Source organism: Sinorhizobium sojae CCBAU 05684 (assembly GCF_002288525.1).
GTDB classification, from domain to species: Bacteria; Pseudomonadota; Alphaproteobacteria; order Rhizobiales; family Rhizobiaceae; genus Sinorhizobium; species Sinorhizobium sojae.
The window spans coordinates 715,824-728,374 of record NZ_CP023067.1 but is presented as its reverse complement, the minus strand read 5'-3'; the positions used below and the strand labels follow the sequence as shown (position 1 = coordinate 728,374).

Sequence of the window (12,551 nt, the reverse complement as noted above, 5' to 3'; positions counted from 1 at the left end):
GTTTCATTGTCCATGTTGACATTTTCTCTTTGCAGCCTGATCCTCAACAGCGAAACCGAGAGGAGCGGTTTCAAGCGCAGATATGAAACGTTTCATTTCTTGCTTACCAAATAGTTCCGCCCGTGGCCAGCGCTAATGGTCAGCCTGACAAAGATCGCGCCGGGCGGCAACGAGATGAAGGGTGGAGGAGCCTCTTATGAAAGTCGAAATTTATGAAGCCTTGATGCGCCGGCAGGCAAGCCGCCGCGACATCCTGCGGGGCACGGCAAGCGCTGCGGCGCTGCTCGGGATATCGAGCGCCGTCGGCGGCATTCCCACGATGGCCTTGGCCCAGGACGATCTGCGGGCGCAGATCCTGAAAATTCCCGGCGTTGGAAAGGGCGCGCCGACGGATGCCGATTGGCAGAAGGTCGGCGAGCTTTGTCTCGGGCCGACCAAGGCGAATGTGGCCGCGGGCGAGTTTGCTGGCGTCGAACTCACCTTTATGGGCCTCAACAACCAGAACCTTCATAACTTCCTGTTCCGTGGCTTCCTGAAACCCTGGGAAGCCTATACCGGTGCCAAGATCAACTGGATCGACCTTGCCCAAGCCGACTATAACGCGCGCCTGCAACAGTCGATCGCGACCGGCACCGTCGACTTCGACATCATCGAAATGGGCGCTCCGTTCGAGGGCGACACCGCCGGACGCGGGCTCTTGGACGAAATGCCTGACTGGGTCGCAGCGCAGATCGACGCCGACGACCTCGTGGACTATCTGAAACCTCCCGTCGGAACCTGGGAAGGTAAGACCTATCGCGTTACGATCGACGGAGACTGCCATACCTTTGCATACAGAAAAGACTATTTTGGCGAAGGCTCGATCAGCGGCCGCGCCGAACCGCCGAAGACCTGGCAGGAAGTCAACGAAGTCTCCAAGGCTCTTATCGGCAAGACGGATCCCCTGACCGGCCTGTCGGCCTATGGTTACCTCGACCCGCTGAAGGGCTGGGGCGGCTTCGGCTTCTACTTCCTCGAGAACCGCGCGACCGCCTATGCGAAGTATCCCGGCGATCCTGCCTGGCTGTTCGATCCGGACACCATGAAGCCGCTCGTCAACAACCCGGCCTGGGTCCAGGCCATCCAGGATGTGATGGATCTGATCGCCGCCAATGCCTATCCGTCCGACCAGATCAATGCGGACCCGGGTACGACGGCATTCTCGCAGTTCCTCGCAGGCACCGGCTCAATGCTGATGTGGTGGGGCGACGTAGGCTCAAGCGCCCGCACTTCCGATACCTCGGTCGTCGGCGATGTCGTCGGCTTCGGCATCAACCGCGGTTCCAGCCGCGTGTACAACCGCAAGAGCGGCCAGTGGGAAGAGACCTATAACGAAGCGCCGAACATGGCCTATCTGGGCTGGGGGATCTACGTCACCAAGCGCGTGTCCGGTGACGAGAAGAAGCGCAAGGCTGCCTGGTCGGCAGCGGCACATCTGGGTGGGAAGGATCTTTCGCTGTGGACATCGGCCTATCCGTCCGGCTTCCAGCCTTATCGACAGTCCCACTTCAACTATGACGAGTGGCAGGCAGCAGGCTATGATCGTGCCTATATCGAGGATTACCTCGGATCGAATGCCGACAGCTACAACCACACCAACGCCGCCATCGAGCCCCGCATCCCCGGCATCTTCCAATACTACTCCGTCGCGGAAGACGAATTGGCAAAGGGCTTTGCCGGGCAATACAAATCGGCCCAGGAGACCGCGGACGCGATTGCCGCCGCCTGGGAAAAGATAACCGACCAGATTGGCCGCGAAAGCCAGTTGAAGCTCTATCGGGCGAGCCTGGGACTTTAACGGAACAGCGCCACCGGCGGAGCGGAAAACCGACTCCGCCGGTGGCAATTATGTCCGGGGGATATCATGACGACGCTCGATCGCGACTTGCTGCACACAGTCGAAGCCGATTCGGTTTCTGCAGGCCGCCACTTCTGGGGCCGCGCAGCGCTCTGGCTGAGCGCCATCTGGCTTGTCACGTCCTTTGTGCTGCAAGCGGCCCACGAATCGGGATGGATCGCCTTTGGTTTCGAGAACTGGCGCCCGGTTCTCTATGCCTACATTCTCTGGGCGATCGTCCTGTGCGTGACGCGTGTCGTCCTTTATGGCGAGGCCGGGAAAAAGGCGCTGTTCGTCCTGCCGGCCGCACTCTTCGTCGTCTCGATGGTGGTCTTCCCGCTGTTGTTCGCCCTGTGGGTCGGCTTTTCCGATTGGAACCTGGCATCGCTGACCGGACGGCAGTTCAACGGGCTCGACAATCTGCGCCGCATGCTCAGCGATCCCTTCTATGCCAATGCTCTGCTCAACATGGTGCTCTACTGCCTGGCAATCGCGGTCGAGTACGCGATCGCTTTCGGGCTGGCATTGCTCCTGAGCCAGGACATCGCCGCCCGAAAGTTCTGGCGCGTCACATTCCTCGTGCCGCTGATGCTTTCGCCCGTCGCAGTCAGCTGGATGGTCGGCAAATCGATGCTGGAAATCCGCTTCGGCCCGATCGCCAGGCTTGCCCGCTGGCTTGGCTGGGAGAATCCGTCCTTCTTCGGTGATCCCCTGACCGCCAGGCTTTCCATCATGATCATGGACGCCTGGACCTTCATTCCATTCATGATGATCATGCTGCTGGCCGGTCTGCAGGCCCTGCCGCGGGAGGTGCTGGAGGCGGCCGAGGTCGACGGCGCCACCAAGTGGCAGCGCTTCTGGAAGGTCATCTTCCCGCTGATGTTGCCGGTATCGGTGACGGCGGTCATGATCCGCATCATCTTCAAGCTGAAGCTCGCCGACATCATCATAACCGTCACCGCCGGCGGCCCCGGTGGAGCCACCGACTCGGTCACAAGCTTCATCTATCGCGAATACCGCGACCGTTCGAACGTCGGATATGGCACGCTGCTTGCGATCGTCTACCTGGTGATAATCGTATTCGGCATGACCATGCTGTTGAAGGTATCGGACAGGATCGTTCGGCGCATGACAGGAAGACTATGATGGTTTCGATCGACTTCGAGAAATATGCCCGTGGCCAGCGCCTTCGCTGGTGGGCAATGCGCTTCGTCGTCTACGGGCTCCTCGCCGCCTGGGCCGTAATTTGCATTTTCCCGCTCTTCTGGACGGTCTCAACCTCCTTCAAGACGGCTGCGGACGTGATGAAGGGCAATCTGATCCCATGGCTCGACTTCACGCCCAACTGGCTCGGCTGGCGCTCGCTCGGGCTTTCGCCCGACACCATCTTCAATGTATCGACCGTTCGCGATGAATTCATGCGCAGGCTGTGGAACAGCATGGTCATGTCGATCACCGCCTCGGCATTGGCGGTCGTCCTGGGTTCGCTCGCCGCCTACGGCCTCAGTCGCTTTTCCTACAAGTTCGGCTATATGCGCAATTCCGACATCTCGTTCTTCTTCCTGTCCCAGCTCATCATGCCTCCCGTCGTGCTCGCGCTGCCTTTTCTCGTCCTCTACAAGGAGCTTGCGCTGCTGGATTCATATGTCGGCATGATCGCGGTCTATACGCTCATGGTCCTGCCGATCGTGATCTGGATCATGCGCGACCAGTTCGCGACCGTGCCGGTGGAGCTCGAGGAAGCGGCGCTCGTCGATGGCCTGTCGATATGGGGAGCGTTCCTGCGCATCATCGTGCCTCTGGTGCTTCCGGGCATGGTGGCCGCATTCATCCTTTCGCTGATCCTGTGCTGGAACGAGTATTTCTTCGCGGCGTTGCTGACCTCCACCAACACGAACACCCTGCCGGTGATGATCGCCAGCCAGACGGGCAGCCAGGGCATCAACTGGTGGTCCATGGCAGCACTTTCGACCGCCGGAATCCTTCCACTGGTCTTCGTGGGCATCCTGCTCGAGAAACATATCATTGCAGGCATGACCGCCGGAGCGGTGAAGTAGATCCGGGTATCGATCATGCGCAGGATGCCCACGGTCAAGGACGTCGCCGAGCAGGCAGGAGTCTCGGTCGGGACCGTCTCGCGCGTCCTCGCCGGGGAAGCAGCGGTAAAGCCCGCCCTGCGCGAGAAGGTGACCGGTGCGATCGCAGCACTCGGCTACCGGCCGAACGTCACTGCGAGGGCACTGCGCACAAGCAGGACCGATGTGATCGGCCTGATCGTTCCGGATATCACGAATCCCTTTTTCGCCCAGATGGCCGCGAGCATCGAAAGCGCCGCCATGGAACGCAAGCATACGGTAATGCTGGCAAGTTCGCACAACGATCCCGAGGCTGAACGCCACCACATATCGGCATTTCTGGATCGCTCCGTGTGCGGCATCATCGTGGCTGCTTCCAGCCAGGGCGCACATCGATCCGCGGACCTGCCGGTTCCGATCATCTCGCTGGACCGGCGTTTCGCCGGCTTTCCCCTGGTGTCGACCAACCACGCGCAGGCGGCGTCCTTGATGGCGGATCACCTTTACGGGCTCGGGCATCGCCGCATTGCCTATATTGCAGGGCCGCCGGACACGGAGGCCGGACGGCTGAGACAGGAGGGTTTCGTCGATCGGCTCCGCCAGCTCGGCGAAGCCGGCGAGGCTGTCGAACTGACGATCTCCCGGGGGAAGTTCGACTACGAATCCGGCGAGATGATCGCCCGCGAACTGCTGTCTCTGGCGCCCGGCAAACGTGTGACGGCCATTGCCGCGGCAAGCGATCAGCAGGCAATCGGTGCACTCCGAGCGGCAAGCGATCTGAAGATCGATGTTCCGCGCGAGCTGTCGCTTGCCGGCTTCGACGACATCTCGCTCGCCAAGCTCGTCGTGCCCCGGCTGACCACGGTGCGTCAGCCGGTGGAAAAGCTGGCAATGCGCGCCGTGGCGCTTCTTTTCGGCGGGTCCTTCGTGGCCAAGGACGAGATGATCGACGGGTCACTGATCGTACGTGGCTCCACGGGCCCGCGCGGTGCGATTGAAACCGGATAGGAACACGGCCGGTGACCGGCCGCCAACGGGGAGAACCAAATGAGCGGACGCAGCGGAATTGTCATTCTCGGGATCTTTGCCGCCGATACGGCCTATACCGCCAAGCGGCTGCCCCACATCGCCGAGACGCTGCTCGGCTCGGATTTCAAGCTCGGCCCGGGCGGCAAGGGATCCAACCAGGCGATTGCCGCTGCCAAGGCCGGCGGCAAGGTGACTTTCATTTCCCGCATCGGCAACGACCCTTTCGGCGAGATGGCGCTTTCGGCCTATGCGGCGGCTGGCGTCAAGGCCAATGTGATGAAGATGGAAGGCGTCTCGACCGGTGCCGCATTCATCTTCGTCAACGAGGACAATGGCGACAACGCGATCATCGTCGCTCCGGGCGCGGCCGGGCTGATCGGCGTCGAGGACGTCGATGCCAACAAGGCGGAGATCGAGAACGCCGCCATCTTCATGACCCAACTGGAACAACCGCTGGAGGCGGCAGTCCATGCGCTCTCCATTGCGAAACGCGCCGGCGTGACGACGATTTTCAATCCGGCCCCCGCCCAAACGATTCCCGACGAGATCTACACGCTGTGCGACTATGTCGTGCCCAATGAGGTGGAGGTCGCCCATATCGTCGGCCATGCCGTCGAAACCGACGAACAGGCACGCGCTGCGGCCGAGCTTCTGCTGCGCAAAGGAGCGGGCTGCGCCATCATCACGCTCGGTGCCCGTGGCGCACTCTATCACAGCGCCCAACAGAGCGCCTTCGTTCCGGCCTTTTCAGCGGGCACGGTCGTCGATACCACCGGCGCCGGCGACGCTTTTCTCGGAGGCTTCGCCGCGGCGCTGTCGGAAGGGCGCACTCCTGTCGAGGCGGTCCGATTTGGCTGCGCCACGGCCGCGATTGCAGTAACCCGCCCCGGTACGGCACCCGCAATGCCCCTGCGCGCCGAAATCGACGAGCTTCTGAATTCGGGCCGCACGCTTTAGAGCACGATGATTTCAGGTCGGATCGAACAAGAAGTTAGCGCGGGATGCGGGCGGAAGACCGCGCACTTCCCATCCCGCGCTAAATTTCGTCGAGCACCATCGTGAGCACGTCGCGCAGCCGCTGCTGGCGCTCCAGTGCCAGGCGTCGGCCGGCGGCCGTCTGGAAGCCGTCGGCGAGGCGAAACAGTTTTGTTTCGAAATGATCGATGGCGAAGGCCTTGTCATCGAGCGGCCGGTCCTCGGCCAGGGGATCGAGCGGATCGTAAAGACCGCTGCCCATACGTCCAGCGATGTAGAAGCAGCGCGCAGCGCCGACCATCCCGATGGCGTCGAGCCGGTCGGCGTCCTGGAGTATCTTCGCCTCGAGCGTTTCCGGGGGAATGTTGGCGGAAAAGCTGTGCGTCAGTATGGCGTGCGCGACGGACGAGATTTCCGCCCGATGCCAGCCGAGGCTGTCAAGGATCTGCCATGCCTTGTCCGCGGCAAGGCGTGAGGCCTCGGCGCGCTGCGGCGAATTCTTCTCGACGGCCACGCAATCATGCAGCAGCACGGCGGCTGCGAGCTGGCGCGCGTCGCCGCCCTCCTCCGCCCGGATGCGCGCGGCGTTCTTCCAGACCCGGATCAGATGTGCGGCATCGTGCGAGCCGTCCTCACCGGAAAAGGCATGCGGCAGAAGCTCATCGGCAAGCTCGTGAAAGGGCGCAAAGGCGGCAGCAAGCGTAGCAGGACGGGTCATGCGCGGTGCGCCCCCTCGCCGGGCGTGCTCACCGCAGCCTCGGAGGCATCATCCAGGCCGCGACTCGATAGTATCCGCTGATAGAAAAGTCCTATGCCGATCAGCACGCCGCCAAGGCCGATGAAGGAGAGTGCCCTGAGGACGCCCTCGAGGTTCGACATATCGATCAGGAAGACCTTCAGCACCGCAATGAAGACGAGCACGGCCGAGGCGATGCGGATGCTCTTTGCGTTGAAGCGCGAGCCGGCCACAAGCAGGAGAACCCCGAGCGCCAACCAGACGACCGAGTAGGTGTAGGTCTCGCCCTGAAGGAAGCCCTTCCAGTCGGCAACGCTCTGGCCCTGCCAGAAACGGCGCACGCTCAGGCTCGCCCAGGCGAAAGCAAGCACCGCGCCACTGATGGCGAGCGCCATCACATAGGGCAAGGGGCGCCTCTCACGCGCATACCAGGCAAGCACGGCATAGCCGAATGCCGGCAGCAGATAGCCGATTAACAAGAGATCGAAGAAGGGAATTCGCCCGAGCAGTTCACCGCTGAAATAGGGGTTCAGGCCCACGAGATGCGCGGCGAGGACCGACAGCATCGAGACAGTTCCAAGCGCCATGCCGCCGTAGCGGAAGACCATGCTCGGCGACCTGCCATCGAGGATCATCAGGATGCCGGAGGCGCCGATGGCGAGCAGCGTATAGATCGACTGCTCGCCCAGCGTCGGAGCGGAACTGTCGAGCACGCCGCCATTCATCGCATGGCGCACCAGGATCGCAAGCGTCAGGAGCACGAAGAGGGACGCCAGCGCCTGCAGGAGGTTCACCACGCGCCTGTCCCGCGCGTTCCGCAGGACATAGGCGCAGGCGACGAGCAGCAGGGCCGGCATGCCGTAACCCGGCAAAAGCGCGTTGAAGACGGGCGTGGTGCCAAGGCTGCCCGGGCCGACGATCGTCGGCTCCCAGGCAATCCGCGCAAGCACGACGACGGCGGAAGCCGCGGTCACCCAGGGCAGGATCGGCCAGGCGCGAAGGCGGGTCGCGAAGCTGTATCCCGCCCCGAGAAGCGCGATGGCAAGCGTCGTGACGAGACCGTCCGTCCAGGCATGGAGACCGATGACGAAAAGGCCGAAGGATCCGAGGACCAGGAGGGCGGCGGCGGTATCGACGCCGTCGCTCGCTTCGACGCGGCGACGATAGAGCCATTCGGCGAGTGCCAGGAGAGAAAGGCCGCCGGGGAAAGCGGCAAGCCCATGCGCCAAGTCGAAGGCAAATGTGCCCGTCATCAGGAAGGACATGCCGACAAGAGCATTCGGCACGCCTGCGGCAAGGCCGGCCCAGAGGATGGCGAACTGCCGCTCCACCAGGAGCCGCCCGGCAAGAACCGCGGCTGCAAGCAACGGGAACAACGCCGCCAGGATCATCGCCGTCAGCATCGCTACGCGGCCCGGGATGACGATCTCCGGTGAGGACGCCGGCGGGTCGAGATAGGCGAGAACGCCGCTGAACGCGGTCAGACTCCAGGTGCCGGCGACCGCGGCGAAGGCGGCAAGCAGCGCCGCGTAAACCGCCGTCCCCCGCAAGGCCCCGACTGCGGCAAGAACCGCCGTCACGATCACGAACTCGGCAACCGGGAAACGCGCGGCTTCGACCGCCGGGCTGACGAAGAGGAGCGCCAGAACCGCGGCGACGACGGCTGCCGAGACAGTGATCGCCGCACGGGGCGGCGCAAACAGCCGCTCCCAGGGGCCCGCGACGCCGACCGCCGGGTCCGTCGTATCGAAAGGCTCGCGGGGCAGGTTGCCGGGCCAGACGAGCCCGATGCCGGCGATCATCACCAGAAGGGCGAATGCGACCGGCGGAGCATCGAAGGGCGCTTCGAGCGTGGTATAGGCAAGCCCCCAAAGGCCAAGACCCGCATTGGCGAGCGTCGGCACGACCGTCCATTGCCTAAAGCGCGAGGCAAGGAGCGTCGCGAGCCACGCGATCGAGAGGAAGCCGAACAGGACCCAGGGCCGAGGCTCGCCGCTCGAGACGAACAGTGGCGTCAGGAGCGATGCGAGTAGCCCAAGCCCGGCAAGTGCCTGTCCATGCAGCAGCGACAGGCCGACCGTTGCAAGCGAGATCAACGCCAACAGCACGAAGGCCGTGGCCGTGCCGATGTATGCGTAGATGCCATGGGCCGCATAGGCGACGCCGAACAGCGTTACGGCACCGGCAGCCGTCAGTACGCCGGGGATCATGGCGTTGCGGAAGCGGTCGGCGATCGCCGGCACCGCCCGTCGCCGGATGACCTCGCCCGTGAAACCAAGCAGGAGGCCGAAGGCGGCGGCAAGCGTCAGGCGAACGGCCGGGCTCAGCAGTCCCGCCTCGATCGAATATTGCACGAGGAAGTAGCCGCCAAGCGCAAGTGCGAGCCCGCCGACCCAGACCGGCCATCGCCCGCCGATCCGGCTTTCGAAGCTCTCACGCGACGCTGCCGCAATCGGCGCGGCCGCAGCTGCAGTCGCATCACTGGTGGTACCGCCCGAGCTCCCGTCGTCCGCCGCGGCGTCGCTGAATATGCGCGCGCCCTCTCGCGCCTGCGACCACGGTCCGGCGGCGAGCGCTTCCTCCGGCTCGGAACCGGCAGGAGCGTCCGACGGATCCTCGGCGACGGACGGCAGACCCGGTGTTTCCTTTTTGGCGAGCCGGGCGATCTCCGCTTTCAGGCTCACGATTTCGGCGTCGAGCCGCTCCGCGGTTCTGCGACCTCCGAGGAAGGCGGCTAGTGCCAGGACAAAGGCTACAACGGAAAGGATTTCGAGCATGGGTTCCCCGACACCACCATGGTTCATGAACGATTGGCACAGGTCGGCGCCATATGCCAGAGGAGTTCATCACGCTTGAACAGTAATCTCTTCCGCAACTTTCGGTTGGCGGGCTGCGCCGCATGGATGACGCCGCAACGCTCGTCGTTTTTGATGATCATGGCCGTCTGAACCCGTGACGTTGCTCCGTCATGTGGTCGCTTCCGTCATATGAATGTAATTTAACGGCGATACGCCCCGTCCTTGGACCTGTTCCGAAAAGCAACGAATGGAGAAAAGCCATGACCGACATCGACAAGAGCAAGCTGTCCTGGGACGAATGGGACGAACTGCAGAATCCGCCTCCGGCTGAAACCGATTTCGACCGAATCGTCGAAGCGGCCGTTTCGCGCCGCGGCTTTCTTGGCGGTGTTCTCGCCTTCGGATCCGCCGCTGCCGCCATGGGCACGCTCGGCAATCTGCTGAACTCCACTTCCGCGCGGGCTCAGGAAGCAGCTTCCCGCTTCCCGTTCAAGCCGGTTCCGATCGCCACCGATAGTACGATTCACGTTCCGGAAGGCTATTCTTGGAGGCCGCTTGCGAAATGGGGCCAGCCGCTGTTTTCGAATGTTCCGGATATCGATCCGGCCAACGGCGTCAGTGTCGAGAACTCCGATAAGGTCTTCGGCGAAAACACCGATGGCATGGAGCTGTTCGCTATCGGTGGCAAGCAGGTCATTGCCGTCAACCACGAATACGTCAACAACAAAGCCAATCTTCCGAAAAATGATAAGGGCATGCCCAAGAGCGCCGACGACGTGAAGATTCTGCAGAACATGCAGGGAGTCACCGTCATGGAAGTCGTCGAAGGTGAGAACGGCTGGGAAATCGTGCTCGACAGCCCGTTCAACCGCCGGATTACCCATCTGACTCCGATGAAGATTTCTGGTCCGGCCGCCGGCTCCGACCTTCTCAAGACCGAAGCTGATCCGAACGGCACCGACTGTCTCGGGACCTTCAACAATTGCGGCGCGGGCAGGACCCCCTGGGGCACCTATCTCACCTGCGAGGAAAATTTCAACGGCTATTTCGGTTCCACCGACCCGACCTTCGCCATGCCCGACGACTACAAGCGCTACGGCATCTCAGCGGAAACCCGCTATGGCTATGAGGCCTTCGATCCCCGTTTCGACGTCTCCAAGAATCCGAACGAACCGCGCCGCGCCGGCTACATCGTCGAAATCGATCCATCGGACGCTTCGTCGACCCCGATCAAGCGCACCGCTCTCGGCCGTATCAAGCATGAAAACGCCGCTGTCGTCATCGCACGCGACGGTCGCGTGGTCGTCTACATGGGCGACGACGAACGTGGCGAATTCCTTTACAAATATGTCTCGAACGGCATCTACGTTCCGGGCGGCGACACCTCCAAGCTGCTCGACGAAGGCACGCTCTATGTCGCCAAGTTCTCCGACGACGGCAATGGCGAATGGCTGGCCCTCACCCTGGAAACTACGGGCATGAAGATGGACGAGATATACGTGTTCACCCGACAGGCCGCCTCAAAGGTCGGCGCCACCACCATGGATCGACCGGAATGGGTCGCCGTCAACCCGGTCGCGATCGAAGCCTATTGCGCGCTCACCAACAACAGCCGCCGCGGCGAAGTGAAAGATGGCAAGCTGCGCACCAATGCCGGCGGCGACGAAATGACGGTCGGTGGCCCGAATCCGCGCGAAAAGAACGAATATGGCCAGATCGTCCGCTGGTATCCGGACAACGAGGACCATGCCGGCGGCAATTTCAAATGGGACCTGTTCGTCATGGCCGGCAATCCGGACGTCCACAAGGGCGGCGCCTATGCCGGTTCGTCCAACATCAACTCCGGCAACATGTTCAACTCGCCGGACGGCATGATGTTCGACACCACCGGCCTCCTTTGGATCCAGACCGACGGTGAAGACTCCAACGAGGGCGAGTTCCTTGGCCAGGGCAACAACCAGATGCTAGCGGGCGATCCTGCCACCGGCCGCATCGAGCGCTTCCTCACCGGGCCGAAGGGTGCCGAAGTCACCGGCGTGACCTGGTCCGCCGACAAACGCACGATGTTCGTCGGCATCCAGCACCCGGACGCACCTTTCCCGGACGGCGAAGGCAAGCTGCCGCGCTCGACCGTGATCGCCATCAAACGCGACGACAACGCCCTGATCGGCTAACCGACCGGTGGAACAATCTGAGGCGCCGACTTCGGCGCCTCTCTGAACGCCTTCAGCGTCGCTTGGACGAAGCCGTCGCGCGCGGAAGATGCATCGATGCCGCGCGGTTCATAGACATGGCGGTTCAGGAAATGGGCGGTGAGACGGAACGCCGCCGCCAGGCCGTCATGATCGGCCGCGTTCCGGCTACCGGACAAAAAGGCCGGAAGGGCGAGCATGCGCTCGGCATAGGGGGCACCCGCGTCACTGCTGACCGCGCGACCCGATTTCGGCGACACATAGACGAGTTCGTCGCGCCTGCCCGTTGCCGCACATTCCGAAAGATCGAGCCCGAAGCCGAGATCGTTCAGGACCGCCAGTTCGAAGCGCACGAAGAGTTCGCCGGCGTCCGCCGGGTCCTGCAAGTGGTCGACGATGACGGCAAGCGCCTCGTAGAGATGCGGATGCGGATCGCGCTCGGGCAGGAGTCTTAGGAGGGCACCCAACGCCTGGATACCGTAGACCGAGATCGCCGCCTCCATCAGCCTTGCGGCGCGCAATTGCATGGGCTCGACACGGAATTCGCCGAGATGTTCGTCGAGACGCGCGCGCCAAGTGACCTCGACCGAATTGCCCGGCTGCAGTACCGGCTGCATTGAGCGCGATCGGCCCCCACGCACGAGGCCCAGATGCCGGCCGTGCCCGGACGTCATGACCTCCGCGATGACAGAGCTTTCGCCGTGCCTGCGGATGCCCAGAATGATGGCCTGATCGCTCCATTGCATCGAAATGGCATACACCCGCGGCGCAAAGCCGATCAAGCGGAGATGGATCGCGGAGCCACCCCCACATCGGCCAAAGCCGCAATTCCCCTTTCGGCCGTCCCCTCCTCAGACTACATTCAAAGAT

The 12,551-nt window shown here is 62.8% G+C and carries 9 protein-coding genes; 6 read left to right on the top strand and 3 right to left on the bottom strand.

The genetic code is table 11. The annotated features are described in order from the left end of the window. The first annotated feature begins 196 nt into the window (after window positions 1-196). From SJ05684_RS03520 to rbsK, 5 genes are all read left to right on the top strand, one after another. A complete protein-coding gene (locus SJ05684_RS03520; RefSeq protein WP_034854286.1) occupies window positions 197-1,837 on the top strand; it encodes an extracellular solute-binding protein in 1,641 nt (546 codons plus the stop codon). A 66-nt stretch (window positions 1,838-1,903) separates the two neighbouring features. After that, the gene (locus tag SJ05684_RS03515; protein WP_034854287.1) at window positions 1,904-3,022 is read left to right on the top strand and encodes a carbohydrate ABC transporter permease; all 1,119 of its coding nucleotides are present in this window, start codon (window positions 1,904-1,906) and stop codon (window positions 3,020-3,022) included. Further along, window positions 3,022-3,933, top strand: a complete 912-nt coding sequence (locus tag SJ05684_RS03510) for a carbohydrate ABC transporter permease (protein ID WP_034854288.1) — start codon at window positions 3,022-3,024, stop codon at window positions 3,931-3,933. The genes SJ05684_RS03515 and SJ05684_RS03510 overlap by 1 nt, the downstream gene beginning before the upstream one ends. 15 nt (window positions 3,934-3,948) lie before the next feature. Beyond that, window positions 3,949-4,959, top strand: a complete 1,011-nt coding sequence (locus tag SJ05684_RS03505) for a LacI family DNA-binding transcriptional regulator (protein WP_034854289.1) — start codon at window positions 3,949-3,951, stop codon at window positions 4,957-4,959. Window positions 4,960-4,998: 39 nt separating this feature from the next. Further along, window positions 4,999-5,937 carry a ribokinase gene (gene rbsK / locus SJ05684_RS03500; RefSeq protein WP_034854290.1) on the top strand — a complete coding sequence of 313 codons (939 nt, stop codon included), beginning with the start codon at window positions 4,999-5,001 and terminating at the stop codon, window positions 5,935-5,937. 79 nt (window positions 5,938-6,016) lie between these two features. Here the strand turns inward: rbsK and SJ05684_RS03495 are convergent, their stop codons facing one another. Both SJ05684_RS03495 and SJ05684_RS03490 read right to left on the bottom strand, forming a co-directional pair. Beyond that, window positions 6,017-6,673, bottom strand: a complete 657-nt coding sequence (locus SJ05684_RS03495; RefSeq protein ID WP_034854291.1) for an HD domain-containing protein — start codon at window positions 6,671-6,673, stop codon at window positions 6,017-6,019. Beyond that, window positions 6,670-9,468: a DUF2339 domain-containing protein gene (locus SJ05684_RS03490; RefSeq protein ID WP_034854292.1), complete on the bottom strand. Its 2,799-nt coding sequence runs from the start codon at window positions 9,466-9,468 to the stop codon at window positions 6,670-6,672. The genes SJ05684_RS03495 and SJ05684_RS03490 overlap by 4 nt, the downstream gene beginning before the upstream one ends. Before the next feature lie 281 nt (window positions 9,469-9,749). Here SJ05684_RS03490 and SJ05684_RS03485 point away from each other — a divergent pair, with 281 nt between their 5' ends. After that, window positions 9,750-11,663 (top strand): PhoX family protein, encoded by a 1,914-nt coding sequence (locus SJ05684_RS03485; RefSeq protein ID WP_034854293.1) that lies wholly within the window; start codon window positions 9,750-9,752, stop codon window positions 11,661-11,663. Here SJ05684_RS03485 and recO read toward each other — a convergent pair. Further along, the gene (gene recO / locus SJ05684_RS03480; RefSeq protein WP_034854351.1) at window positions 11,660-12,427 is read right to left on the bottom strand and encodes a DNA repair protein RecO; all 768 of its coding nucleotides are present in this window, start codon (window positions 12,425-12,427) and stop codon (window positions 11,660-11,662) included. The genes SJ05684_RS03485 and recO overlap by 4 nt on opposite strands. Window positions 12,428-12,551 lie beyond the last annotated feature (124 nt).